Genomic DNA, 26505 nt, shown 5'->3' on the forward strand with positions numbered 1-26505 from the left:
TGAGGGGGTGCAGGGGGATTAAAGCCCCCTGCGTCTCCCGCCTTGAGGCGGGACGGAAGGGTGGTGATCAATGGACTGTTAACCTACTCTTGATAGCAGAGAGGCTGGGAGTGAGGGATGTTGGGATAAACTATTACAACTAAGCGCTGCTTGGCAAACAACGATGTACAGCAGCATGGAGCATCAGCGATGATTAGCAACCCACCCCGCGAACGAATTCTGTTTGATCAAGGCTGGCGTTTTGCCCTCGGCCATGCCTTCGACCCCGCCCAAGATTTTCAGCTGGATACAAGTCATTTTTCGTTTCTGGCCAAGGCTGGCTATGGCGACGGCGCAGCCTCAGCCAAGTTCGACGATCGGGCTTGGCGTTTGCTCGATCTACCCCATGATTGGTGTGTTGAATTGCCCTTCGATCAACGCGGAACTCACAGCCATGGCTACAAAGCAATTGGCCGTAAGTTTCCCGCCAATAGCGTTGGTTGGTATCGCAAAACCTTTGCAATTCCCGCTGACGATCTTGGGAGACGCATCAGCCTCGAATTCGATGGGGTGCATCGCGATTCTAAAGTTTGGGTCAATGGCTTTTATCTAGGCAACGAGCCAAGCGGCTACACCAGTTTTAGCTACGATATCAGCGATTATCTGAATTATGGCGGCCAAAACGTGGTGGTAGTACGCGCCGATGCCACCACCGAAGAAGGCTGGTTTTATGAAGGCGCTGGCATTTATCGCCACGTTTGGTTGAGCAAAACGGCTCAAGTCCATGTCGCCCGCTATGGCACATTCGTCACTAGCGAAATTCATGAAGCTAGCGCCACGCTCACAATTCAAACAACGGTTATTAACGAAAGCCAACATCCAATCGAATTTAGCTTGCTGGAAACAATCAGCGATCCGGCTGCCAATAATGTGCTGCAAGCCCAAAGTGCCAATTATCAGCTGGCGGCAGGCCAAAGTGCTGAATTCAGCCACCAGCACACGCTCAACAATCCGCAACTCTGGGATCTTGCTAGCCCACATTTGTATCAACTAACCACCACTGTGCTGCTTGGTGAGCAGGCAGTAGATAGCTATCAAACAACCTTTGGCATTCGCAGCATTCGCTTTGATCCTGATCAGGGCTTTTTCTTGAATGGGCGTTCGGTCAAATTGGTTGGCAGCAACCAGCATCAAGATCACGCGGGAGTTGGCACGGCTATTCCCGATAGCTTGCAAGAATATCGCATCAAACGCTTGCAGGAATTCAATCATAATGCGATTCGGACTTCGCACAACCCGCCAACCCCCGAATTCCTCGCTGCATGCGATCGTTTGGGAATGTTGGTGCTGAATGAAAATCGCTTGATGGGAACAAATGCTGAGCATTTACGCCATGTTGAGCAGCTGATCAAGCGTGATCGGAATCATCCTTCGGTGATTTTGTGGTCGTTGGGCAACGAAGAATGGGCGATCGAGGGTACGATCATCGGCGCACGCATCTCCAGCACCATGCAAAATTTTGCCCGTCAATTCGATCATACACGCCTTTTCACAATCGCTTGTAGCGGCGGCTGGGATACTGGTATTGGAATGGTGACCGATGTGGTTGGCTATAATTATATCTTTCACGGCGATATTGATGCCCATCATGCGAAATTCCCATGGCAATCGGGCGTTGGAACAGAGGAAAGTAATACCTACGGTACACGCGGGATCTACCAAACCGATGCCAGTCGTGGGCATTTAGCGCCTTCTCCCAGTGGTGATGGCTACGCCGATACGGAGTTCGGCTGGCAATTTTATGTCAAACGACCATTCTTGGCTGGGTTATTCTATTGGACTGGCTTTGATTATCGGGGCGAGCCAACGCCCTTTGAATGGCCAGCGGTCGCCAGTCAATTTGGCTTTTTCGATTTGTGCGGCTTCCCCAAAGATATTGCCTATTACACCAAGGCTTGGTGGGGCCAGCAACCAGTCTTGCACATTGGCTATCACTGGGATTGGCCGAATGATCTTGATCGAGTGAAAAGCTTTCCAATTTATAGCAATTGCCAAGAAGTTGAGCTATGGCTGAATGGTCAGAGCCTTGGCCGCCGCCCAATTCCCGAAAACGGCCACCAACAATGGGAAGTTGCCTATCAACCAGGCGAATTGTTAGCGCGTGGCTATAACAACGGGGTTGAAGTGCTCAGCGCTAGTTTGCGCACCAGCCAAGCTGCCAGCCAAATTCAACTGGTGCTCGATTATGGTCAATTGCAACAAACAGGTGATCTAGCCGTTGTCACCTTGCAAGTTTGCGATGATCATGGCCAGATTGTGCCAACCGCCAATCAACTACTCGATCTGCAATTAACCGGTTCGGCCAAAATTTTAGGGGTCGGCAACGGTGATCCAGCTAGCCACGAGCCTGAGCAATATCACGCTAGCTATCAACTTTGCCCAATCCAAATTAATGCCGAGCAAACCGTGGCCGAGTTGAGCACAGGTTTGGAGCGAGCGCTAGGAGCCGAAACCCAAGTTTGGCAACCAGCATTCTTGCATCACAACGACGATCAACAGGCTAATCCTCAGGCCTATATTCTGTTGCGTGGCAGCTTCGAGCTACCACAGTACAGCGCTGCCAGCAGCATTCGCTTGTTCAGCAAAAGCATAGCCCACGATTACAGCGTCTATATCAACGGCCAATTGATCATCAGCGATATTGCGCTTGAGCAAGGCGATCAAGCGCTTGAATTGAGCCATGAACTGGTGCACCCAGGCCAAAACGAATATTTGGTGACTGGGCGCTGGATCAAAAAAGTCAATCCTTGGACGTTCCCCAATCGTGAGCCTGGCGTGGTGCAGGTTATCGAGCCAGCCGCCGCTTGGCAACGCCGCGCCTTCAACGGCCTAGCCCAAGTCATCGTGCAACATACTGGCGGCGACCAGCCAATTAGCCTTAGTGCCAGCAACCCTGAGCTAGGCACGGCAACGCTTAAGTTCGATTAATCGTCAGCAATTGGGCGAGCCAGCACTGCTTCTAATAAGGCGGTAGCTGGCTCCTCAATCTCCAACAATCGCTCAATTTGATTGCTCTCCATCGCCTGCAAAATTAATTCGTTAATCCCCCCAACAATTGCCATCGCCAAAGCTGGGGTAATGTGGCGTTTTTGCGGCGAATCGTATTGTTGGTCAGCTCCGGTGGCCCGCAGTAAATCGGCAAAGCGTTGATTGGCCGCCCGTCGCACCTGCAAACCACGTGATCCCGCCGCCAAAATCTCAATAAACAAGGTGCGCATCAACAATGGATGTTCTTTGATCCGTTGCAAATAAGCGCGATGAGCACAGCGCACCCGCGAATGCATATCGTGAGCACCCTCGATCGCCCGTCGAATCACCTCGATTAATTGATCGGTAGCAGCTGTGTAAAGCGCCAACAAACACTCTTCTTTGCTGGCAAAATGTTGGTAAAAGGTGCGCTTGGATACTCGCGCCAAACGCACAATATCGGCAATCGTCGTTTCGGCATAGCCTTTTTCGGCCACTGCCGCCGCCATGCCATCCATTAGGCGGCTACGATATTCGGCCTCTGTTACTTGTTCGGTCATAGCAACCTCGTCGTTGAACCACTCGCTACTCATACTAGCTTAATTTCTTGGTACTTGACAGTACCAAAAGCTGATGATAGCATAAATCCAGTTGGTACTCAACAGTACCAAGATAACTATTTGACAATTCGCGGCGACCTGCACAGGCCAGCATTGCAGCAAGGGAGGCTCGTTTTATGAGTATTTCCAGCCCAATTCGGTATATTCCCCAACCACCAACCCGCCCAATCGTCGGCAATGTGCCCGATATTGGCATGGAAACGCCTGTCCAGAATTTGATGAAATTAGCTCAGCATTATGGGCCAATTTTCCGCGTGAGTTTTCCTAATCGCAGCGTGTTGGTCGTTTCTTCGGCTGAACTTGTGGCCGAAATTAGCGATCAACAACGTTTCGATAAATTATTGCATGGGCCATTAATTCAAATTCGCGATTTTGCAGGCGATGGCTTGTTTACGGCCTATACCGAGGAAGCCAATTGGAGCAAAGCCCATCGTTTATTGATGCCAGCCTTCGGGCCAGCCAGTATGCGTAATTATTTCGACGACATGCTCGATATTGCCGACCAATTATTTACTAAATGGGAGCGTCAAGGGCCAGAAACCGATTTTGATGTGGCCGATAATATGACGCGCCTAACGCTCGATACGATTGCCTTATGTGGTTTTGGCTATCGGTTTAATTCGTTTTATCAACGCGAAATGCACCCATTTGTTGAAGCAATGGTGCGAGCCTTAGCCGAGGCTGGGGCACGCGCCCGCCGTTTATCAATTCAAACGAAATTAATGCGCTCAACCCAGCGTCAATATGAAGCTGATATGCAGTATATGCACGGCATCACCGATGAATTAATTGCTAAACGGCGCAGTTTGCCAAGCAACGAAGTTCCCAACGATCTGCTAGGATTAATGCTCAATGCCAAAGATTCGATCACCGGTGAAGGCTTAGATGATGCCAATATTCGCAATCAACTGGTGACATTTTTGATTGCTGGCCACGAAACCACCAGCGGCCTGCTCTCGTTTGCAACCTACTTTTTGCTCCAACAGCCTGAAATTTTGCAACGCGCTCAAGCCATCGTCGATCAAGTGCTCGGCGATCGGCTGCCACGCTACGAAGACTTGGCCAAACTGGGCTACCTCGACCAAATTTTGCGCGAAACCTTGCGGCTCTGGCCAACCGCGCCTGTTTTTGGGGTTTATGCCAAGCACGATACTAACATTGGTGGCTTTCCGATTAAGCAGGGCGAAAAATTCATAGCCTTATTGCCAACTTTGCACCGCGATCCCAAAGTTTGGCTCAACCCCAACCAATTTGATCCCGATCGCTTTGCGCCTGAAGTGAGGGAACAAATCCCTGAGCACGCTTGGAAGCCATTTGGCAATGGCCAACGCGCCTGTATTGGGCGTTCATTTGCCATGCAAGAGGCCAGCTTGGTTTTAGCAATGATGCTGCAACGTTTTGAATTATCGCAACCGCAACCCTACCAGTTGCATGTCAAAGAAACCCTAACGCTCAAACCTGAAGGCTTGACCGTTCGAGCACGGGTACGCAAAAACATCGTGCGCAGCACCAAGCCAACTCAGCCAAATGTAGCAATTCAATCAAACCCAAATCAAGCCCAACACAATATCCCATTGCTGGTGCTGTATGGCTCTAATTCTGGCTCATCTGAAGCCTTCGCTCGCCGAATTGCCAGCGATGGTGAGGCACGCGGTTACCAAACAAGCGTGGCTGCGCTCAATAATTATGTCAATAAATTACCAACCACCGGAGCAGTGAGCATCGTGGCGGCCTCATACAACGGCCAGCCTGCCGATAATGCCCAAGCCTTCTGTCAATGGTTAGCTGGCGTTGAGCCAAACTCGCTCAAAGGCGTGCGCTATAGCGTTTTTGGCTGTGGCAACCGCGATTGGCAGAGCACCTACCAAGCTGTGCCGACTCAAATTGATCAACACTTGCAGGCCGCCGGAGCCGAACGTTTGCTTCAACGCGGTGCAGCCGATGCCCGCAGCGATTTCTTTGGTGATTTTGAGCGTTGGTATGCGCCGTTTTGGCAAACCCACAACCAAACATTTGCAATCGCAAGCGCCGAAATTAACAGCAAACCACTGTACAAGGTCGAATTACTGCCATCAAGCAGCGATCAGTTGGCCCAACAAACGGGCTTTATGTTTGCTAGCGTGCTCGAAAATCGCGAATTAGTTGATCTCAGCTCGCCTTTGGGTCGTTCAAAACGCCACATCGAATTACGTTTGCCAAACGAACTGCAATACCAAGCTGGTGATTATTTAGCGATCTTGCCGCAAAATCATCCTAGCCTAATCGAGCGGGCTTGCAAACATTTTGGGCTAAAACCTGAACAAACTATAATTTTGCATGCTACACGCGGGGCTGCCAACCTGCCAATTGATCGCCCGATTAGCCTAGGTGAATTGCTGAGCAGCCACGTTGAATTAGCAACTCCCGCCACGCAGCGCGATTTGGAGTTGTTGGCGCAGAAGAATGTTTGTCCGTCACACCAAATTCATTTAGCTGCACTGGCCGCAGATCACGAACGCTATACCACCGAGATTTTGCAAAAACGCCTGAGCTTGTTGGATATGCTTGAGCAATATCCATCCTCAGTGCTTGATTTTGGCGAATTTTTAGAGCTATTGCCAGCAATGCGAGTGCGCCAATATTCAATTTCATCGTCATCATTAGTCAATCCAAACCAAGCCAGCCTAACCGTGGCGGTGGTTGATGCCCCAGCATGGTCGGGTAAGGGCCAGTTCTATGGCACGGGTTCGAGCTATTTGGCCCGTTTGCAAGTTGGCGATCAGATTGCGGTGAGCTTGCGTCAACCACATATTCCGTTTCGCCCACCGAGCGCCAACAGCACACCATTACTGATGATTTGTGCAGGCACTGGTTTAGCGCCATTCCGTGGTTTTATCCAAGAGCGCGTCGCTCGCCAAGGCCAAGGCGAAGCACTTGGCCCGAATGCCCTGTTTTTTGGCTGCGACCATCCTGAGGTTGATCTGCTTTATCACGAACAGATTCAAGCTTGGCAAAAAGCTGGAGTGCTAGAATTTTTCCCAGCATTCTATCGCCAGCCAGTTGGTGAAGTCAGCTTTGTGCAACATCGGCTCTGGCAAGAACGCCAGTATGTGTGGAGCTTAATCGAACAAGGTGCAGTAATAGCCGTTTGTGGCGACGGTCGCTCCATGGCTCCAGCTGTGCGTGAAACCTTGGCGCGAATCTATGCCGAAGCAACTGGCAGCGAGCAAACAGCAGGCATGGCATGGATTGCCGAAATCGAGCAAGCAGGACGCTATGTCGCCGATGTTTTCGGCTAAATCTATGGATCATTACACTGTTTAAGCCGCAAATGCCATTGGGGGGAAGCCCAATGGCATTTATGTTTACTAGATTGAACATCCATGAAATTATGGAAATTGTTTATTGCATGAGCTGCGGGGCACTGCTATACTGCTAGAGTGTCCTCTTAACCTGAAATTCGCCACACACCAAATAACATCCAAAATGTTGCCATCGGTTGTGCAAAACCCGCGAGGATCGAGCGATGCCTGATATTGACGATTCATCACAGCTAACAGATCTGCCTGGATGGTTGCGCAATGGCGGTATTGCTGGGGCTATGCTACAAAGCATTGACTGGGCCAAGCATCCCCTTGGGCCAATTGATCAATGGCCAAGCGCCTTGCAGACTGCACTCAGTATGGTGTTGTATGCACCGATTCCAATGGCATTAATTTGGGCGGCATCGCAGACAACTTTCTATAATGACGACTATATTGAATTGCTCGGCAACAATCACCCCCAACAGCAAGCTCAAACCACAGATCCAGCAGGTTACTTTGGCCAGCACGCCATTTTTAGCGCAATTCAACAAGCCCAACTTGGTCAAACCAAGCTGCTGACAGCTCATTCAATCGATCAACCACAACAACACTGGCTGATCGATTTGTCGTTTAGCCCAATTTATGCGGAGCATGGCACCATTGTCGGGGTGCTCAATACGGTCAATCAGATCAATCGTGTGCCGCAGCTAGCCCAGCCAGCACCAAGTAGCCAAACCCCCTTTTTGGATTTGTTACAGCAGATCGAACTCCCTTTAGAGCAAATACCCAGCTTTCAGCCCGATCAAGACCGAATCGCCCCACTGATCGGCTATGTTGATCGCCATGGCGCTTATCGCTTTAATAATCCTGCCTACCAAGCCTGGTTTCAGCGACCACTCAGCCAAATAACCGGCTCTCGCGTGGCTGAAGTGTGGGGAGAAACCGCCTATCAGCAATTTTATGACCACATTCATCAAGCTTTGCTTGGCCAAGCGGTCGCCTTTGAGACCGTTATCAGCCTGGAAGATCAGCCTATTCGCAGCGTAGCAGTTGAATATCAGCCCGATTTAAACACCGATGGCGAAGTCCAAGGATTTTTCAGTTTCATTAGCGATATCAGCACCAACAAAAAATTAACTGTCGCGGTACAAGAATCCAAACAACGCTTTAATGCAATTTTTCAAACCAGTTCCAGCCCAATGGTCATTACCCGATTAAACGATGGCCTTATTTTAGAAGTCAATGAAAGTTTTAGGCATTTGCTCGGCTATCAACGAGTTGAGTTAGTTAATCAGCCAATTCAAGATCTGAATATTTTTGTTGATCTGAATGATCGTGCTGCGATGGTTCGAGCACTCAAAAAACAAAGCTATGTCAGCGATTATGAATTAGAAATTCGGACTAAATCAGGTGAAACAATTTTCGTGATTTGTTCAATGACATTAATTGTATTGAGTAATAGTTTATGCGGCTTTACGGTTATTCATAATATTAATAATCGCAAAATCTATGAACGTAAGCTCAAAGAGAGCGAAGAACGCTTACAAATCGTGATTGAAAATCTTAATGAAGGCATCGTCTTATCAGATCTTGATGGCAATCTATTTCATTGGAATCGGGTTGCATTGGCGATGCATGGTTTTGCAAACATGGAGGAATGTCGTAGTCGCATTCCTGATTTTAAAGATTTCTATGAAATTAGCACGCTCGATAACCAAGTACTAGAGATTGAGCAATGGCCCATGTCGCGGTTGATTCGTGGCGAAATTTTAGAATCAATCGAGTTAAAAATCCGCCGCATTAACACACCAGTCGTCTGGGAACGAATTTTTCGCTATGGCGGAGCAACCGTCATCGATTCATCAGGCCATTCAGTCGCATTTTTAACGATTAACGATATTACTGAACGTAAATATGCTGAGGAAAAATTACGCTATCAAGCCAATTTACTAGCCTATGTTTCAGATGCAATTATTTCAACTGATAGTAATTATGTGATCAAAAGCTGGAACCGTGCTGCCGAAGAAATTTATGAATGGCAAGCACACGAGGCAATTGGCCAACGTTTTGGGTCGTTAATCCCGACCGAATATATTCATAACGATTCAAATGAGCAAGCAGGCACTCAATTATTTGAACAAGCGTTCTGGCAAGGTGAAGTCTATCAATTCGATCGGTATGGCCAACGTCATCATATCCTTAGTAGCGTTTCGCTGATCAAAAATAATCATGGTCAAATTCAAGGCACTGTGGCAATTAACCGTGATATTACTGCTTATAAACAAGCAACTCAAGCCTTACAAGAGAGCGAACGGCGTTTCAAAATTCTAACTGAATCATTACCGCAATTAATTTGGACCTGTACTCCTGATGGAAAATGCGATTATCTAAGTCAGCAATGGGTGCATTACACTGGTATTCCTGAATCTGAACAATTAGGTACAGCCTGGATTAAACAAATTCATCTTGATGATCAAGCTTCAATTATGCAGGAATGGCAGTATGCGCTTGCTACTCAACAAAAGTTGCACAGTGAATATCGAATTCGTCGTTATGATAATACCTATCGCTGGTTTGATACTCAGGCGGTGCCTTTATTGGGCCATAACGGCGAAATTATTAAATGGTTTGGTGCTAGCAACGATATTGATGATCGTAAACGAGCTGAAGATGCCCAATTACGTAGCCAAAAGATGGAGGCCTTAGGCACGCTTGCTGGCGGAATTGCCCATGATTTTAATAATATTTTGCTAGCAATTACTGGCAATACCCAATTAGCCATGTTTGATCTTGATCCACAGCATCCAGTACAAAATAATTTACGCGAAATTGAGCAAGCTGGCGAACGAGCAACCGATTTAGTCCGCCGAATTTTAACGTTTAGCCGCCAGCAAGAGGTTAAACGTGAAATTGTGCTGCTGCCAACCATTATCGATGAAGCAATCAAATTATTACGCGCTACCTTGCCTGCCATGGTTGAAATTCAGGTAAATATCGTTGGGCAAATTCCGGCAACCGCAGCCGATCCAACCCAAATTTTCCAGATCATTATGAATTTAGCGACCAACGCGGCTCATGCGATTGGCAATAATCGGGGATTAATTGAAATTCGCTTGGATTTAGTCCATCTGACTGCTGAATTATCGCGTACAATTCCAAATTTACACGAGGGCCATTATGTGCGGCTATCGGTGAGCGATAACGGTTGTGGCATGGATAAAGAAACCATCAAGCGGATTTTTGACCCATTTTTTACTACCAAGCCGCTGGGCGAGGGCACAGGGCTGGGATTATCAGTCGTTGATGGAATTATGAAGGGCCACGATGGGGCGATTACGGTTTATAGCCAAATTAACAAAGGCTCAACCTTCCGGCTCTACTTTCCGGCGAGCAACCAGCTACCAACCCCAACCCCACCGAAACGTCAGATCGTCTCGGAAAACGGCTACGCGCATATTTTGTATATTGATGATGAACAAGCCTTAGTAACCTTGGCAGTTAAAATGCTCAACACCTTGGGCTATGGCGTAAATGGCTTCACTAACCCTCAAGCAGCCTTGGACTATTTTCTGCGCGACCCCAGCGCAATCGATGTGGTGATTAGCGACGTTTCAATGCCGCACATGTCGGGTTTTGATTTGGCGAAACAATTATTGGCGATCAAGCCCAATTTACCAATTATTTTGACCTCAGGCTATGTGCGGCCTGAGGATTACGAACTAGCTCAAGTTTTGGGCATTCGTTCATTGATTTTAAAGCCACATACCTACGAAGATTTAGGCTATACCCTCGCCCAAATTCTTTAGACCCAAGCCATTGAAATTTTTTAACGGTTCTTTACCCTTAACTCATCTGCTACTCATCCAAGTAGCATATTATCATCCTCGGAAACCACGCTCGGTACAAGGAAACAGCATCAACAATCGTGACGATGAAAAGACCTTGGAAGGAGATAACTTCATCACCTTCGACCATAAACCGACGAAACCCCTCCTGTGATGGGGTCACACATCGCAGAACGATTCAAAAATCCCCATTCGCCGCTATCCCCCCCTATGGATAGCGGCGAATATCGTTTAGCGTTTGCTCATGATCCGCCGCGACCACGCTGCCAAGCGCTTAGACACCGAGCGATAGGGCGGTTGAAATAAATTTACTAAATTTAAGCCGCCAAGTTGAAATACCGCTCGTTCATGCGAAAATGTTTTGAAGCTGTAAAAGCCATGATAATTGCCAATGCCGCTCTGGCCAACCCCACCAAATGGCAAATTCGGATTAACCACATTCAGTAAAACCCCGTTTATCATACTGCTGCCAGCCGGAATTTCGCGTAGCAGCCAGTTGATAATCGCTTGATTCTCGGCAAAAATCGCCATGGTCAAGGGCTTGCCGCTAGCTCGCGTCGCCATAATCACTTCATCAATTTGGTCGTACACCAAAATTGGCAGAATCGGCCCAAAAATTTCTTCCTGCATAATTGCCATGCTAGGTTTAACGTTGGTCAGCACGGTTGGCGCAAAGCGTGCAGGATGATCGGTCGATTGGCCACCCAGCGCGACCAACGCCCCTTGGGCTACCGAATTATTGACCAAACCACGCAGGCGAGCAGTGGCATTAGCATCGATCACATTGGCCAAATCGGGCGATTGCAGGCGGGTATAATCGCCTTTGCCGTAGTTACGCTCAATTTGTTTAATAATCAGTTGGGTCAAGGCTTGAGCTTGCTCACGCTGAACCCAGACATGATCAGGCGCAACACAGGTTTGGCCGGCATTGACAAATTTGCCCCACACAATCGCCTGTGCAGCACGTTTCAAATCGGCTGAACGATCAACAATCGCTGGCGATTTGCCACCCAGTTCTAGAGTAACCGAGCTAAAATGCTCGGCGGCGCGTTGCATCACATATTGGCCGATTCGTGGGCTGCCCGTAAAGAAAATATGGTCGAATGGCAAGTCGAGCAATGCTTCAGCCGTATCAACATCGCCCACAACGCTGGTAACATGCTCAGGTTTGAAGGCGGTAGCAATAATGTTTGCTACAACTTGAGCGGTATGTGGCATGCGCTCCGATGGCCGCACAATCGCACAATTCCCAGCCGCCACTGCCCCAATCAAAGGCATAAGTGCTAGTGAGAGCGGGTAATTCCACGGCGCAAGAATCAGCACAACGCCGCGTGGCTCATATTGAATCCAACTTTTGCTGCCCGTTAGCATGGTTGGGGTTTTAACTCGTTTGGGCTGCATCCATGTTTCAAGCCGTTTGATAGCAAAATTGATTTGCTCGATCACCTGCTGAATTTCGGTGGCCTCAATTTCAGCCGCTGGTTTGGCAAAATCGGCCTGCAACGCCGCATGAATATCTGGTCGGGCTTGTTCGATCGCCCGTTTAAATTGCTGTAAATAGCCAATGCGCTCAGGTGCACGGCTGGCAGCGATTCGCCCGCGCTGGGCCTGCAACGCCGCAAATTGCCCATGAATTTGCATGAGGTTCATTGATTCCTCCAACACAACATTTCCACATGCTATTATAAGCGAGCTTTGGTGGCAAAATAAAAATCGCTTAAAACCACAAACGGCCCAGTCGGGCCGCTTGCAGGAGAGAAGAGTGTAGAGGAGGAAGAATTTGATCGTAGTATCAGGCCTGAAGCTTACGATCAACCTAACGAGCAAAATTCCCAAAATTCCCATTCAGGCCTAGTCCTGAGAGGGGAAAACGAACATCAAAAGGCAGAAGGCTAAAATCAAAAAGCATCAAGGCTGGAACTGCGAAAAGCACAAAGACCGCCAAAGTTCAATTAATAAATAACTGAATTGTCAACAAATGCCATAGAATGATAAAGCCAATATTCGCGCTCTTCGTGTCCTTCGCGGTTTCAAAACTTCGTGCGCTTTGCGTCCTTCGTGGATCATTTTGATTTCTGCCTTAGAATAATCAAATAAATCTGTGCCAATCTGTGGCGAAAAATGAAACATTCGCGCTCTTCGCGTCCTTCGCGGTTCCATCCTTCATCCTTCATCCCTCATCCTTCATCCTTCGATTACCTGTCATCAAGCTGTAACCCCTGCATCCTCTCAGCGAGCAGGCTTTTTTCTATAATAAAGCCAGATGCTATTGCTATGGAGGTTGGTTATGCAGATTGTCTTTTTATTGATGAGTGGCGCATTATTGCTTTTGGCAGTACTGCTTTTGTGGTTTGTGCCGCATTTACTGGGCCAGCAAGAACATCGCGCCAAGCAAGAAACCCAGCAACTCAAAGCCTTGTTAAGCGATGTTTTGGGCGAACAAGAAGTGGTGGCACGTCGTCAAGCCCAACTCGGTTCATCGCTTGGTCATTTACAAGACCAACTGGAAACGCTGCACACTTCGTTTCCGGCTACGGTTGCCAAATTAGCGGCTCAGCCTGCCGATTTTAGCCGCCCGTTGATCGAGCACCTTGATAATCGGCTGAATAATTTACATTGCCAACTTGATGGCTGGATGAACGAACGTCGCCAGCATTCTAAGCAAGTCAGTCAGCAAGAAAACGAATCGTGGGCCTATTTAATGAGTTTGTTGGGCACAATGCAAGATCAACTAGGCGATGTTTCGCAGCAGCGCCCGCGCCGACCCTTGCGCGAACCACAGCGAGTTGAGTTTGGTTCTTCGGCTGTCGTTGAGGATTTACGCGATGAGGTCGAGAGTTTGCGGGCGATCTCCGAAGAAATTGCCGCATTGCAATGGCGGTTGCGGCGCACGGTTGCGAGTGCCAGCAAACCCAATCATCCACATAATCAACAGCAACCAATGAGTTTGCTAGGTGCCAATGAACCAGTACGGAGCGTGCGCACGCTCTAAATCATGCCAACAATCTGCATACACCAAGCGCCCATGATCAACATCGTGGGCGCTTGGCTTAGACCGATTAAAGCGAATAATCATGGGCAAGATTGCAGAGTGGCAAAACCTCACTACGTTTGACCCGCCGTCGATGGCGTGGGTTTGGTGCAACGTCGGCATTCGCCATATATTCGCGCAGTTTACCGCTAGCAATCAAGCGTAACACGCGTTGCGTGGCCACATTACTGCCAACCAACATCGCATCGGGGTAAAGCAAGCGGGCCGCCTCAGTAATGGTAATTAAATCATCAGCATCGAGCCATGCCAGCACCGCCCCACAGACCGCTCCAATCCCAGGCTGGGTCCAAAATCCGGCAGAAATAAGCGGTTCTGCGCTCAAGGGAGCCTGCCACAACAGCCGACAAATATCATCAAGCACACCTTTAATTTCAAAATACCGTGCTACCCCCGCAGTTTCACGATCAATTTCGCCATTGGCAACCGCCACCAGCAAGCTCAGTTCTTGCTCCAAAAGACTAGCTTCCGCTCCCGAATTACCCACCGCCCCACCCCACCAAAGATGCTCAGCCAAACGCTGTTGAGTCTGCATTACAGCGGCCAGCGTGGTTTGCACAATCGTTGCTTGATCAAAATGCATACGCGATCCTCAATCATCAATAATATACGTATATTACATCAATATACGTATATTATCAAGCAAATCGGCAAATACTGATTGATCGCTAGCTAAAACATTTACTCAAAAAAATAACTACAATTTCGCTATATTTAACTATTGACAATACTGTGCAATACACAGTATTATAAAAACCATGATAGTACAAGCAACAGAACAAGAGGGATACGAAAAATTATCCCAAGAACTACGGCGGGGAGTGGTGATATTGGCGGCGTTGAGCCAACTGCAAACGCCCCAATATGGCTACTCGCTGATTGATCGCCTGACGGAACGGGGCTTTAGCATCGACCAAGGCACGCTCTACCCACTGTTGCGGCGCTTGGAAAGCCAAGGTTTTTTAGACAGTATGTGGAATGTTGAAGGCTCACGGCCACGCCGCTACTATGTGATTAACCAAGCAGGTCGCACCCTGCTAGCCCAATTGAGCCACGATTGGCAAAGTCTAGCCGAAGTCATGCAACGCTTATTAACCAATGAAGGAGCTTGAGATGGAACTAATTGAACGTTATCTTGCAGCAGTTAGCAATTATTTACCTGCAAAACAACGCAGCGATATTTTGGATGAGCTACGTTCTTCGATCTATGATAGCCTTGAGCGCAACGATCAAGCGCTCGACGATGAAGCGGCTGTTGTCGCAACCCTACAAGCGCTGGGCGAGCCAGCCAAAGTAGCGGCGGCGTATGGTAACAACCAACAATATTTGATCAGTCCAGCACTGTTTCCACAATTTCGATCGGTGGTGTTGCTGGTATTTAGCATTATTATCGTTAGTCAGCTTGGTTTAGCCCTGCTGGCAACGATCGGCAATTATCACCTGAATATTGTCCAAGTTGCCTGGAACGCCATCAGCAATCTGCCAGCAACCTTTGGCTTGATTGTCGCGATTTTCTGGGGCGTACAAAAGCTTGAAATTGAGGCCGAAACTGAGCCGAAAAAGCCGTTCGACCCACGCAAATTGCCAGCAATTACTCTCGCTAACGAGAAAATTAGCCGTAGTTCGCAACTGATTGGGATTGCAGTTCAGGTTATTTTGTTGGGCTGGCTGATGCAATTTCAGGCCGAAGGCGGCTTCCGCTGGGTTGATGGCAGTGGCTTGTTTGAAAACCCAGTGATTAGTCAATATTTTGCCTTGGTGGTCGTTGCCAGTATTTTCAATGTGGTCGTTGATCTGATTGTGATGTGGCGTGGAGTTTGGCAAACCAGCACCCGTATCGCCTCACTAGCCGCCAGTGGCTTTAGTTTAATTGTGTTGTTCCTGTTGATTCGCGGCCATGCTGCCTGGCTGACCAACGCAGGCTATCCCAATTCATTACGTCAACTAATCCGCCTTGGTGAGCTAATTCGCGAAAATAACCCGGCAATTGGCATGAGTTCGTTCTATTATGGCTTATCAATCACCGCCTTTTTCGTAATTATCGACGCAGGCTACACGGCTTACAAGCTGTACCAAGAGCGTAGCCAAGCCAAATATAACAACAATATTGCTCCAGCAAGCTAAACAGCGCAAGCCAACTTTGTGGCATAATCAGCGCAGATGAGTTTTTCAGCTGAGGAACGCTGCATGTCGCGTGAGTATCCAAATCAACCACTAATTGGCGTAGCCGTGATGGTTTGGCACAAACAACAAGTGCTGTTGGTGCAACGAGCCAAGGAGCCATTGGCTGGCCAGTGGAGCGTTCCAGGTGGAGCAATCGAGTTGGGTGAAACGGTCGAGGCCGCTGCCCGCCGCGAAATTCGCGAAGAATGTAGCGTTGAAATCAGCCAGCCACGCTTTATCACCGCCGTCGATGTGATTCATCGCGATCAAACGGATCAGGTGCAATATCATTATGTCTTGTTGGAGATGCAGGCCGAGTGGCTAAGCGGCGAACCACAGGCAGGCGATGATGCGCTTGCGATTGCTTGGTTTGGGGTTGACGATCTTATAGGCCTCGATATTCACCCTGAAACCCGATGGCTGGTCGAAACTGTCGCCGCCCAACGCCTCGATTAAAGCGAAAACCCCCGTTGGATTAGCTCAACGGGGGTTTTGCAATCTAGAAATAGCCTAATTCATCTTTGGCATCTTGGCTCATCATTTCGGGGTTCCAAAATGGAGTCCAAACCAAGTTGATATTCACATCGTTCAAGCTTGGATGAATCACTTCCAGCGCTTTAACTTCTTTATGCGCTTGGTCGATAATTTGTGGTCCAGCTGGACAAGCAGGCGTTGTCAGGGTCATATCAACCACAACTTGGCGGCCTTCATCGCGAATATCAACATTGTAGATCAAGCCCAAATCAACGATATTCACCCCAATTTCGGGGTCAACGACGTTTTTGAGCGCTGAACGAACCATATCATCACTAAGCATTGAGTTTCCTTCCTATCGTCCACACCAATTGGCGTGATTAATTTGAGAATGTTTCAGGCGCGGTCTGGGTCGGGGCGTTTTCGCCAAGCTCAGCCCGAATCTGATCGTTACGATATTTTTTGATCGCTGCCTTGAGTGTGCCCAAAGCCAAGGTTGCGCAACGCGGGCGCGATTGCACCACCTCACGGCCCAACTCATCGATCATCCAATTAAAATCCAAGGCTTCAATCGCTGCCAATGCTTGGCCCTGCATTTGTTCGAGCAAAATCGAGGCGGCGGCTTGGCTGATCGTGCAGCCCTCGCCAACAAAAGCCAGATCTTGAATTGCATCGTTAGCGGCATCGACCTTAAGATAGATTGTTACGACATCGCCGCAACCAGGATTACCACCAGGCATGGTCACATCCGGATCGGCCAATTCGCCGCGATGGCGCGGTTGTTCATAATGTTCGAGCAAAAACTCGATAGCTTCTTGGCGATCCACATTCGCCTCCATAACTGGTGCTGATTTCTATTTCTATTGTACACGATTCTCCTGCAAAATTGGCTAGCTAAATAGCAAAACACCACCCGCAACGAGTGGTGTTTGTAGAACGCTAACGGTTTGTAGGTTTAGCGGCCAGCAGGCAGGCTGTTGGCTGGGTTCTTGGTAGCGCTATCGACAACCCCGATATTTAGCGGAATTGAGCGCTCGAAGCTGCTGCCATCGGCGGCAGTACCAGTGACGGTTACGGCCACTTGATACAAACCAAAGGCTTGCGGGCTAGTCAAATTCAGGCTAGCGCTATCAACACCTTTCGCCGAGAGGCTACGGTTGGTTGGCAAAGCGCTGTGCAATTCTGTACCTTGAGGTGTGCCAGTCAATTGAGCCTTGACACTCAAGCCTTGGGCATTGGCAGCATTGACCTTCAAGCCCAAGCTTTGGTTTGGCTGAGCCAACAAGCTAGCGGCATCAAGTTGCACGTTCAAGTTGCTATCCAATGTGGCGTTGAACAGATAGGCGGTATCGGCCTTGCCACCGCTGACCACCACCGACCAAGCACCGCTCGCTGGAGCAGCAACTTCGGCGCTGTAGTGGTAGGCTCCACGGAAGAATTCTGTATCAAGCACTGGCTTGTTGGCAGCATAGCGGTTGCCTTGGGCATCAACAAAAGCTACATCGAGATCAGCACTATTGCTGACAAAATCGAAGTTGGCGGTTTTTACCCCAGTTTCAAGATTGAAGCGAATGCCACCACGGCTGGCGTTTTCGAGCATCCCACCACGCAAAATGCTATTGGCATTGATCGTAGTTGCTTGATCAACAACTGGGCTGTTAGCGCTATTTTCGCTGACTTTGCTGCGGAAGGTTCCGCGCACGCTTGGCTCGATTGAACTCCAAACCACGCTGCCCAAACGAATATTGTCGTGGTCGTAGTTGCGGGTAAAGAGCCGTGAATATTGGCGAGGGTGAATTGAGCTACTGACTTGCACCACCCCGTCATTATCACCTGAGATATAGGCTCCGCCAAACCACATGGCCGAGAAAGCTGGGCCATGGTTGGTGCCACCAGCGGTGTGGAAGCGCACATTGCTATAGTTGGCGCTGCCATCAGTTTGCGAGCGGAAGTTGCTCATATAGGCAGTTTGCATTGAATAGGTGCCATCATCGCGTTGGCCCAGCAACGAAGCCAACCAGCCAGCCCACCAGCTATACGCCAAGTCGGCCAATTGTGAACCACGATGTGGCGAGCTGAGGGTAACAATATTTTGCACCTTGCCACTTGCACCATAGTGAATCACAGCACTGTTGGTATCGACACCACCTTTGCTATGGGCGATAATGTTAACCGAGCTTACTCCATAATGACTTAAAATAACATCTAATTGGCGATTCAAGGTTGCGCCATTGACCCAAATTGATGAGGCAGGGCCATCAACTTCGTCGTCAATACTCACAAAGGCGGTACGATAACCAGCCGCATAGGCTTTATCATACATATCGTTCGTGCCATGGTACATGGTTGCGCCCCACCAGTTGGGAGCCTTGCCGTGTAACCCATGGACAAAGACCAAGACTGGCTTGCTGCTGCTGTTGGCTGGCACAGCACCCACCCAAACACGGCCTTTACCAGCACCATTGACTTCAGCAATAATACGCGGAGCTGGCGCAGCGGTTAAATGGGCTGCTTGGGCTTGAACCGACTTGTGTGGAAGGCTAACGGTGGCCAACATGAGGGCGATCAGGGCCAAAATAACTGCAATCCGACGCTTCACGAACGACTCCTTTGCATTGCTCATCGTCACTGACGAACGACCATAGAGAGAATCGACTGGCGGATATATGGGAGAAATCGGTGGATGACTATAGCATAACGCAGAATGTCAAAATAGTCAAAATTTTATTAATAGAGTGTATTTGAGGAGTATTTGGCAATGAATCAGCATCTCTGGCAGGTTGAATGGCTCCAACAATTACTGCAACAACCGCATATCGCCCTCAATCAGCCAGCCATCAAGCAGCTTGTCCATGCCAAAGGTGGTCTGCATCCATTATTGCAATGGCTTTGCCAACAACCATTACAGCCAGATCAACAACGCTTGCTACAATTGATTGTGGCCGAGCCTCAACGCAGCATCGCCTATTATGCCGATAGTTTAGGCATTCATGCGACTACCTATCATCGCCATTTCAAAAAGTTATGTCAATATCTACTGACGCGCCTAAATGATGGTATTGCCGAACCGCAAGCCAGTGCCAGTTTTAACCTGCCAATTCCACCAACCCGCTGCTTGGGCCGTGGCAATGAACAACAAACCATCAATCGGCTGTTTGCCAAAGGCCAACGCTTAATCAGCATTTTGGGGTTTGGTGGGGTGGGCAAAACCCGCTTGGCATTGGCAATTGCCGAAATCCAGCAGGCGCATTATCGCGATGGCGTTTGTTTTTGTGGGCTAGCCAGCATCAGCCAGCCGCAATTGGTTTTAGCAACGATCGCCGAAGCACTTGGCGTAGCGATTGGCCCACAACAAACCCCTGAAAAAGCGCTACAACAATTCCTTGCTAAGCGCCAAATCCTGCTAATTTTGGATAATGTTGAGCATGTCGTTGAAGGGGTTGCCGCGATTGGTCAGCTGTTGCGCGAAGCACCACAGTTGCAAATTTTGGCAACAAGCCGTGTACCGCTCAATTTATATGGCGAATATATGCTGCAACTTCAGCCGTTGGTCGTGCCAACCAAGCCAATTGCCAGCCAAGATTTAGCTGAAACGCCAGCAATTGCCCTGTTTATTGAGCGTGCTCAAAGCCATGCTGCTAGATTTAGCCTCGATGACGCTAGCCTTGAAGCCATCCGCCAAATTTGTAGTCAACTTGAGGGCTTACCTTTAGCACTCGAATTAGCGGCTGCGCATACCCGGGTACTTTCGCCGCAACGCTTAGTTCAACAATTAAGCAACCATGTGCTTGGCCTCAAAACCAGCATCCGCGATTTGCCCGAACGTCAACGCAGCCTGCGCAACCTGATTAGCTGGAGCGTCGATCTGCTTGCGCCAAGCCAGCAACAAGCCTTGCAAGCCTTGGCAATTTGGCCCGCTGGCTGGACGCTCAGCAGTGCGAGCTTTGCGCTTGATCTAGCCGAGGATGATCCGGCACTCTACGACATTTTGGCAAACTTGGTCGATCATCATTTGATCATGCAAGTGCCTCATGCTGAGCGCTGGGTTTTGCACCCGTTTGTCCGTGAATATGTGCTCGAACAACTAGCGCCAGCCCAACAGCAACAATTTGCCCAGCAACATTTGGCGTGGGCTACCCAACTGAGCGAGGCCTTTAACCAGCATTTTGCCGCTGCCCAACAACAATGGCTCGATTTATTCGAGGCCGAGCACGACAACCTCCGAGCAGCCTTGGCTTGGGCCAGCAGCAACCACTACCCGATTGCTGCATTGAATATTGCCGTTAATAGTTGGCGTTTTTGGTGGGCACGCAGCTATTTCAATGAAGGCCAACAATGGCTGGATCAAACATTAGCCCAAGCCACGAGCCAAACCCAAAAGCTTGAGCCAACCCTGCATTCACGCGCCTTGAATGCCTGTGGAGCTATTGCTTGGAGCCGTGGCGATATTGCAGCAGCCCAAGCGCATTTTAGCCAAAGCCTCGCCCTCTACGATGCCAACAACAACCCAATTGGCGCGGCGATGGTGCGCAATAATCTAGCACTGGTGGCAATTAAACAGCAGGCCTATGCCCAAGCTGAAAGCTTATTTGAGCTGAATGCAGCAGTTTTTGGTAGCACGGTCGAACAAGCTGCAAATTATGCCGCAACCTTGAGCAATTTGGCCATGTTGGCGCGTTATCGTGGCGATTTGGAACGCGCCTATGATTTGGCCCAGCAAACCCTCACCCTACGTCAAACCCTCAATAACCAGTGGGCAACCGCAACGTCATTGACCAATTTGGGTGCGATTAGCCTACAACGCGGCGAATTTCAGCCAGCCCAACGTTATTATCAACAAAGCTTACAGGTGTTGCACCAACTTGGCGAGCGCGAAAGTATCGCCGAATGTTTGGAGGGCTTGGCAATTTTGGCAATTCAAGCAGGCCAATACCAGCTTGGGGCACAGCGCTTGATTGTGGTCGAACACTTACGCGAATCAATCGGCGCACCCCGCTCTGAGCCAGAGCAAGCCCTCCTAGCACCATGGATCAGCCAACTAGAGCAGCAGCTTGACCTAGGCATTCGTCAACAACTCCGCCAACAAACCAGCCTTGATCGGCTCGAATCCATGATCGAGCAAGCGTTGAACGAGGGGGTAGAGGCTAGGGGTTAGGGGTCAGCCGCTAGGAGTCAGACATAGAGCAAAAGATCTGTGGTTTTAACGCAGAGGCGCAGAGGGAACATGGCAATAGGCAGATACGATCCCTCACCCCAACCCCTCTCCCACTGCGGCGGACGAGGGGCTTCTAGATTGGTGGTTCCCCCTCGCCTGCTCGGCGGGAGCGAGGGCTATACGATCCCTCACCCCAACCCCTCTCCCACTGCGGCGGGCGAGGGGCTTCTAGATTGGTGGTTCCCCTCGCCTCGCGTGCGGGAGAGGGAGCTAGGGGGTGAGGAAAAAAAATTTACTGCCAACCTTATGAGCACTTAGCTGGAGCGCTTCGCCCTCACCTCACACGCATCTGCAAACGTCCGCAAGCGATAATCAAGCCGATAATCAAGCTGATAACCACGTCGCAGCGAGCCGTTAATAATTCGCATCGCAAATTCTTCAGGATCGAACGGAAAAATCATATACTGTTCAAAGATGACGGTTCCATCAAAAACGAGATCGTTCACAAGTGCTTTTGTTATGCGGCGTTGTCTCAGAATATAGATATTTAACCATTGCTGTTGCTCAATTGATAGTTTAATGGGGTGCTGCCCCATATACCAAATTAATACTTGCACAGATTTAGGCTCAGAATCAGCAGGAACCGCATCAAGCAGCACTAAATCACCACCTAAGAGCGTGCACACGCTTTGCACAGCTTCGATTAATTCAGTGTCATGACTGCCATACAAGCCAATGTGCAAACTCATCGACAACTCGCGAATTCGATAAGAAATTTGCGATAGCCCATAGCCTATTACCCTATTTCGCGTTCTTCGTGGCCTTCGCGGTTTCGCCCTTCGTGTTCCTCGTGCTCTTCGTGGATCAAACATTACTGCGGTGCATCGGCGAGCACAAAAATATCTAAATCGCGGTCGCTATTGATCAATTTGGTTAGCAACGAGCCGCCACGCAGCTCGTCCCAACGTGAGCGCACAGGTCGCCCAATAAAGATCCCAGTTGCATGTTGCTCATGGGCCACTTGCAACATCGCCGCCGCTACATCTTTTTCCTCGATAATCACCACTTCATGGCACAACTCTTCGGCATAATCGAGATGTTCACGCGCCGCCAAACGATAGCCACTCGAGCCACCGCCAGGCGGGCGAATATGCACCCCAATCAGCAATGCGCCCATTCCATAGGCCAAGTCGGCGGCGCGTTGCAGCAAATACATCGCACTAGGATTAAAGCCAATGCCCACCAGCCAACGCGGGCGTTCGGCACTATCGCTCAGTGGGCGGCGAATTTCCAGCAAAGCATGGGTGGCAGCACGGAGTTGATTGAGCACATCAAGCCGCAACGCAGTCTGACGGGCCTGCTCAGCATCGGGTGGTGCAAGCAAAATGCCCTCATCCAACTGGCGAATAATATCGGTTGGCTCAGGGTCGATCAACACCAGTTCGCTGGCCTGCTCCAAGGCACTTTCAGGGATAATCGGACTAGGCGTGATGTTGGTTAGGCGGGTATAAATTGGCGCAATCGTGGTCAGATTATAGGCATAAATTGTTGACCACACCGCAATACCGGCCATGCGCAATTGCTCAACCAACTGCAATGGCTCAATCGGCTGATTGGATAGGCCATGTTGATGGGCTAAATTGCCTAGCACAATAATTTGGGGCGGGTCGTTGAGGATTGTCGCTAGATCAAGCGCCTCGATTCGTTGATTGTTCTGGCGCTCATAAATTAACGGTAAAGGCCGCAAACCACGGGCAAAATCGCATAGATAGTCGCTCGAAGCATTAAAGGCAATCCCAACATCATAGCCTTGTGCCGCTAACAACTGGGCATCGGCCATCAAGCGTCGGGTGCAGCCAATGCCTGGCGCTAAGCTCAAATAAATGCGATGTTCGCCATAACGGTATGAAGCGGAATCAGATCGCATGGAGACCTCATTGGCATGAATTGAGCTTTAATTATACTCGTTGCGTCAATCGCGTGCCAAGAGCATTTCAGGCAAAACTCGGACCACTATCGGGCGGCCTCGCAAATCGCGTTGGCCATAGAACAAAGCTCGTCCAGCTTCTAACTGCTCAACCTGCTTGGCCAAGGTCGGGTTAGCCAAGCCAAAACCCAGCAAAAACGCCCCAAAGAAGATCGTAAATGCGCCACCAAAGGTATAGCCGCTGGCAAAAGCCAAGAATGCCCAAATTGCCCAGACCCAAATTGGTAATGGTTTAAGTGTTGGCAAAGGCTGAAAATCGCGGGCAGTCTCAGCCTTCAGCAAGCGTTCGCGCAGTTTACGCCAATTAATCTTGGTTTGGTAAACATAAATTCCAACTGGAATGACCACGCCAATCGCCAGCATGCCCAGCAAATCATTCAGCTTAAAGCCAAATTGGCTAATTTCCGAGCCAAGAAACAGCAGGCCAAGCGCGATCAAAACAGCACCAGCAATACTCAGCCAACGCCCAACTTGGCGTAATTGTTCAGTTAAGCGCATCGTCTGCTCCTATGGTTGTACTTGATAGATGATCCAGCTATCGGCTTCGTAAACTTTGCTGGCAACCTGTTCGAGCAAGCCAATATTGGCCTGTGGATAGGCTTTTTGCTCGTTTGGCCCCCACACCACATAATCGACCCGCTGGCGAGCCAAAACTTCGCGCAGTTGATTGATATCGGTGGCATTGTAAATTGCGCTGATATCGCCTTGGCGTTGCGCCACTTGCTGATTTGCATCAGGCTGTTTGCTGCGCCATAAACCTTCATGCGAGCCGGGCCAAGCTAATAAGGTTGGCCGACCACTCAAGGTTGCTAACTCACCGCCATCTTGATAGCTGCTGCCAGGTGCAGTCGCCAAAACGCTGTTGCTTGGTGTGTTGGCTTCAAGCCAGGCAGCGGCTTTGCGCATTGGCTCGGAAAAGTGTTGGGAACTTTCTACTGCATCAAGCTTCGAGCCACTTGCATCCCACGAGGGCGAAGTTGTAGGGTTAAGCACTGAAATTGGGTAGACTAAGCCGCCAGCCAACAAAAGCCCAAATAATGGCAACCAAATGCCATTCGTCCAGCGTCGCCATTGGGCATTGCTCAACAAGCCCCAAATACTAGCAGCAGCACCAATTCCCAACAGCATCCAAGCCTGATAATAGACCTTGAAAACCGTGTTCATGCGATTATCAAAAATGTCACGCAGATACAGAAAATCGACAACTACAATCAATAAGGCTGCCAAACCAACCACGATCAAGCTAAAGTTTTGCACATCGCGCTGATTGCGTTGCCAAGCTGTTTGCCAACAGATCACGGCAATCGGCAAAAAGACAATCGCCGGAATGCCGGCAATTAAGCCAATCAGCAGCACCGCGCCAGTCATAGCCCATAATTGCCAAACCTTGATCGTGCGGCTGAGCCAAGCAATAATCGGCACTAAGAACAAGCCAAAAATCGCCACTAAATCAGTCCAGCCAGAGTGATCACGGGCGGGAGCCATAATTTTGCCCAAGCTGCCAATAATTGGAATACTGGCAAATGGGTCGGGCACGGTATCGCGGCCTGCAAATGAGCTAAATGTGAGCAGGAACGGCATATACAACAATGCCGCCGCCAAGACCACTAAACCAACTTGACCTGCAAGCTGTAGCCAATCGCGGCGGGTTGGTTGCGGTGTATGCCCACGCCACAAGCCAACCAAACCCAAGGCATACAACACACCAAAGGTCGGGGCATCCCACGAATTGGCTGCATATAAGCCGCCAATCACCAAGCCAGCTATCGCCAATTCAAGCCAATCGTGCTTTGGGAAACGGACCATCGCTGGCCGGACAAAAATCGCCAAGGCCAAAGCAATCGCCAACAACGTCAGCGGAATCGACAAAACATGCGGGTGCATATCGGCAAGATAAAAGCTGAAGAAGGGAAACTCGGTGATAATCTCACGCTGAGACATCCCCATACGTTGCTGATTATCGACAATGATCATGGTTTCTTCGTGATCATCGTAGATTGCACGCGACGATGGCCAAGCTTCAAATTTCTCGCCCATTGGTGGCAAGGTCGAGCTTTTAGAAATGCCAGTATTTTCTGATTTTAGCGTGGCGGGATCAAGCGTGGCTGGCTCAACCCCCTGAATTGCTTGCCACAAGACTGAAACCCGTTGGCTATCGGTTAGTCGATTAACTTCCGCAGAATTGACGATCTTCTGTAAAGCGCCAATTTGGTTGCCTGCAAACAGCACCAATACGCCACCAAACAAACCAAGCGCAGCAATTGCGATTAATCGGAGACGGGATAGCAAATACTCACGCCACCACAAACCCGCCATAGTTGTGACTAAACCAACAATCCCAAGGCTGGCCAAGCCCATAATCGTGGCCAAACCAAGATTAAACGTTTCGCCAAGCGTCGCGCCACTGAGCACGCTCAATACGCTGATCAGCACATAGCCAAAATAATAATAATTAACGCTAAATCCGGCCAACCACAAATCGCTTGGTGGATAGCTTGGACTATTCAGCACAGCGCTAAACAGCATTGATTCCATTGGTTTTTCGGTGCCATGAATCCCTGAGCCAAACATCCCATGGAAGCGCAATTGAATGCCCAGCAAAAAAACCAAAGCAAACAACAACTCATAGGCCAGCCATTGCGGCCAATATTGGCGAATTGCTGCCAACAAACGGGCTTTATCAAAAGGTTGTTGCACAAACCAACCGAGTGTGCCCAAGCCAATTAAGCCCAAGCCAACCGTCACGCCATCGAAGCCCGAAAGATTGAGCATAGCGCCCATCCAAGCGATCCATGCAACAACCAACAAGCCTAGCGCTTTGCTCCATGCCAAGCCCCGCCCTGGCAAATGCCCAAATAGGCGCATACTCAAAGGCAGCGCGAGAGTTCCAATTAAAACGATGCTTAGCCACCAAGCAATCAT

18 protein-coding genes are annotated in these 26505 nt (G+C 49.5%); 8 read left to right on the forward strand and 10 right to left on the reverse strand.

What is annotated here, in order from left to right; genetic code table 11:
• The first annotated feature begins 189 nt into the window (after positions 1-189).
• The gene (gene galA / locus DEF47_RS16020) at positions 190-2967 is read left to right on the forward strand and encodes a beta-galactosidase GalA (protein ID WP_012190060.1); all 2778 of its coding nucleotides are present in this window, start codon (positions 190-192) and stop codon (positions 2965-2967) included.
• Here the strand turns inward: galA and DEF47_RS16025 are convergent.
• The gene (locus DEF47_RS16025; protein ID WP_012190061.1) at positions 2964-3566 is read right to left on the reverse strand and encodes a TetR/AcrR family transcriptional regulator; all 603 of its coding nucleotides are present in this window, start codon (positions 3564-3566) and stop codon (positions 2964-2966) included. The genes galA and DEF47_RS16025 overlap by 4 nt on opposite strands.
• 176 nt (positions 3567-3742) lie before the next feature.
• Between DEF47_RS16025 and DEF47_RS16030 the strand changes: the two genes are divergently transcribed.
• Both DEF47_RS16030 and DEF47_RS16035 read left to right on the forward strand, forming a co-directional pair.
• The gene (locus DEF47_RS16030) at positions 3743-6904 is read left to right on the forward strand and encodes a bifunctional cytochrome P450/NADPH--P450 reductase (protein ID WP_012190062.1); all 3162 of its coding nucleotides are present in this window, start codon (positions 3743-3745) and stop codon (positions 6902-6904) included.
• Between the two features lie 227 nt (positions 6905-7131).
• Positions 7132-10716: a hybrid sensor histidine kinase/response regulator gene (locus DEF47_RS16035; RefSeq protein WP_012190063.1), complete on the forward strand. Its 3585-nt coding sequence runs from the start codon at positions 7132-7134 to the stop codon at positions 10714-10716.
• A 270-nt stretch (positions 10717-10986) separates the two neighbouring features.
• Here DEF47_RS16035 and DEF47_RS16040 read toward each other — a convergent pair whose 3' ends face one another.
• Entirely contained in the window at positions 10987-12405 is a 1419-nt protein-coding gene (locus DEF47_RS16040) for an aldehyde dehydrogenase family protein (RefSeq protein ID WP_041304492.1), read from the reverse strand.
• Positions 12406-13042: 637 nt separating this feature from the next.
• On the opposite strand from DEF47_RS16040, the gene DEF47_RS16045 reads away from it, so the two are divergent.
• Positions 13043-13747, forward strand: coding sequence for a hypothetical protein (locus tag DEF47_RS16045; protein ID WP_012190065.1), 705 nt, complete (start codon positions 13043-13045; stop codon positions 13745-13747).
• Between the two features lie 67 nt (positions 13748-13814).
• Here the strand turns inward: DEF47_RS16045 and DEF47_RS16050 are convergent, their stop codons facing one another.
• On the reverse strand, positions 13815-14387 hold the full coding sequence (locus tag DEF47_RS16050) for a hypothetical protein (protein WP_012190066.1): 573 nt from the start codon (positions 14385-14387) through the stop codon (positions 13815-13817).
• 241 nt (positions 14388-14628) lie between these two features.
• On the opposite strand from DEF47_RS16050, the gene DEF47_RS16055 reads away from it, so the two are divergent.
• The 3 genes from DEF47_RS16055 to DEF47_RS16065 all read left to right on the forward strand — a co-directional run bounded on the left by DEF47_RS16055 (position 14629) and on the right by DEF47_RS16065 (position 16423).
• Positions 14629-14916 (forward strand): PadR family transcriptional regulator, encoded by a 288-nt coding sequence (locus tag DEF47_RS16055; RefSeq protein ID WP_353845077.1) that lies wholly within the window; start codon positions 14629-14631, stop codon positions 14914-14916.
• Position 14917: 1 nt separating this feature from the next.
• Positions 14918-15928, forward strand: a complete 1011-nt coding sequence (locus DEF47_RS16060) for an HAAS signaling domain-containing protein (protein ID WP_012190068.1) — start codon at positions 14918-14920, stop codon at positions 15926-15928.
• Between the two features lie 63 nt (positions 15929-15991).
• Positions 15992-16423 (forward strand): NUDIX hydrolase, encoded by a 432-nt coding sequence (locus DEF47_RS16065; protein WP_012190069.1) that lies wholly within the window; start codon positions 15992-15994, stop codon positions 16421-16423.
• Between the two features lie 43 nt (positions 16424-16466).
• Here DEF47_RS16065 and DEF47_RS16070 read toward each other — a convergent pair whose 3' ends face one another.
• From DEF47_RS16070 to DEF47_RS16080, 3 genes are all read right to left on the reverse strand, one after another.
• Positions 16467-16784 carry a metal-sulfur cluster assembly factor gene (locus tag DEF47_RS16070; RefSeq protein ID WP_012190070.1) on the reverse strand — a complete coding sequence of 106 codons (318 nt, stop codon included), beginning with the start codon at positions 16782-16784 and terminating at the stop codon, positions 16467-16469.
• Between the two features lie 37 nt (positions 16785-16821).
• Positions 16822-17268 carry an iron-sulfur cluster assembly scaffold protein gene (locus DEF47_RS16075; protein ID WP_012190071.1) on the reverse strand — a complete coding sequence of 149 codons (447 nt, stop codon included), beginning with the start codon at positions 17266-17268 and terminating at the stop codon, positions 16822-16824.
• 128 nt (positions 17269-17396) lie between these two features.
• A complete protein-coding gene (locus DEF47_RS16080; RefSeq protein ID WP_012190072.1) occupies positions 17397-19040 on the reverse strand; it encodes a PGAP1-like alpha/beta domain-containing protein in 1644 nt (547 codons plus the stop codon).
• A gap of 159 nt (positions 19041-19199) precedes the next feature.
• Here DEF47_RS16080 and DEF47_RS16085 point away from each other — a divergent pair, with 159 nt between their 5' ends.
• Positions 19200-21596 (forward strand): tetratricopeptide repeat protein, encoded by a 2397-nt coding sequence (locus DEF47_RS16085; RefSeq protein ID WP_012190073.1) that lies wholly within the window; start codon positions 19200-19202, stop codon positions 21594-21596.
• 314 nt (positions 21597-21910) lie between these two features.
• Here DEF47_RS16085 and DEF47_RS16090 read toward each other — a convergent pair whose 3' ends face one another.
• From DEF47_RS16090 to DEF47_RS16105, 4 genes are all read right to left on the reverse strand, one after another.
• Positions 21911-22345, reverse strand: coding sequence for a hypothetical protein (locus DEF47_RS16090; RefSeq protein ID WP_041304496.1), 435 nt, complete (start codon positions 22343-22345; stop codon positions 21911-21913).
• 122 nt (positions 22346-22467) lie between these two features.
• The gene (locus DEF47_RS16095) at positions 22468-23523 is read right to left on the reverse strand and encodes a histidine kinase (RefSeq protein WP_012190075.1); all 1056 of its coding nucleotides are present in this window, start codon (positions 23521-23523) and stop codon (positions 22468-22470) included.
• Positions 23524-23568: 45 nt separating this feature from the next.
• Positions 23569-24081, reverse strand: a complete 513-nt coding sequence (locus DEF47_RS16100) for a hypothetical protein (protein ID WP_012190076.1) — start codon at positions 24079-24081, stop codon at positions 23569-23571.
• 9 nt (positions 24082-24090) lie between these two features.
• Entirely contained in the window at positions 24091-26505 is a 2415-nt protein-coding gene (locus DEF47_RS16105; RefSeq protein ID WP_012190077.1) for a DUF2298 domain-containing protein, read from the reverse strand.

The organism is Herpetosiphon sp. (assembly GCF_003512625.1).
GTDB lineage: Bacteria > Chloroflexota > Chloroflexia > Chloroflexales > Herpetosiphonaceae > Herpetosiphon > Herpetosiphon aurantiacus.

What these genes read in the sequence shown, in the direction of transcription:
- DEF47_RS16070 (WP_012190070.1), bottom strand. Translation starts at nt 16,784, where the DNA reads ATGCTTAGTGATGATATGGTTCGTTCAGCGCTCAAAAACGTCGTTGAC.
- DEF47_RS16050 (WP_012190066.1), bottom strand. Translation starts at nt 14,387, where the DNA reads ATGCATTTTGATCAAGCAACGATTGTGCAAACCACGCTGGCCGCTGTA.
- DEF47_RS16095 (WP_012190075.1), bottom strand. Translation starts at nt 23,523, where the DNA reads ATGCGATCTGATTCCGCTTCATACCGTTATGGCGAACATCGCATTTAT.
- galA (WP_012190060.1), top strand. Translation starts at nt 190, where the DNA reads ATGATTAGCAACCCACCCCGCGAACGAATTCTGTTTGATCAAGGCTGG.
- DEF47_RS16035 (WP_012190063.1), top strand. Translation starts at nt 7,132, where the DNA reads ATGCCTGATATTGACGATTCATCACAGCTAACAGATCTGCCTGGATGG.
- DEF47_RS16090 (WP_041304496.1), bottom strand. Translation starts at nt 22,345, where the DNA reads ATGAGTTTGCACATTGGCTTGTATGGCAGTCATGACACTGAATTAATC.
- DEF47_RS16085 (WP_012190073.1), top strand. Translation starts at nt 19,200, where the DNA reads ATGAATCAGCATCTCTGGCAGGTTGAATGGCTCCAACAATTACTGCAA.
- DEF47_RS16045 (WP_012190065.1), top strand. Translation starts at nt 13,043, where the DNA reads ATGCAGATTGTCTTTTTATTGATGAGTGGCGCATTATTGCTTTTGGCA.
- DEF47_RS16065 (WP_012190069.1), top strand. Translation starts at nt 15,992, where the DNA reads ATGTCGCGTGAGTATCCAAATCAACCACTAATTGGCGTAGCCGTGATG.
- DEF47_RS16030 (WP_012190062.1), top strand. Translation starts at nt 3,743, where the DNA reads ATGAGTATTTCCAGCCCAATTCGGTATATTCCCCAACCACCAACCCGC.
- DEF47_RS16060 (WP_012190068.1), top strand. Translation starts at nt 14,918, where the DNA reads ATGGAACTAATTGAACGTTATCTTGCAGCAGTTAGCAATTATTTACCT.
- DEF47_RS16105 (WP_012190077.1), bottom strand. Translation starts at nt 26,505, where the DNA reads ATGATTGCTTGGTGGCTAAGCATCGTTTTAATTGGAACTCTCGCGCTG.
- DEF47_RS16040 (WP_041304492.1), bottom strand. Translation starts at nt 12,405, where the DNA reads ATGAACCTCATGCAAATTCATGGGCAATTTGCGGCGTTGCAGGCCCAG.
- DEF47_RS16100 (WP_012190076.1), bottom strand. Translation starts at nt 24,081, where the DNA reads ATGCGCTTAACTGAACAATTACGCCAAGTTGGGCGTTGGCTGAGTATT.
- DEF47_RS16025 (WP_012190061.1), bottom strand. Translation starts at nt 3,566, where the DNA reads ATGACCGAACAAGTAACAGAGGCCGAATATCGTAGCCGCCTAATGGAT.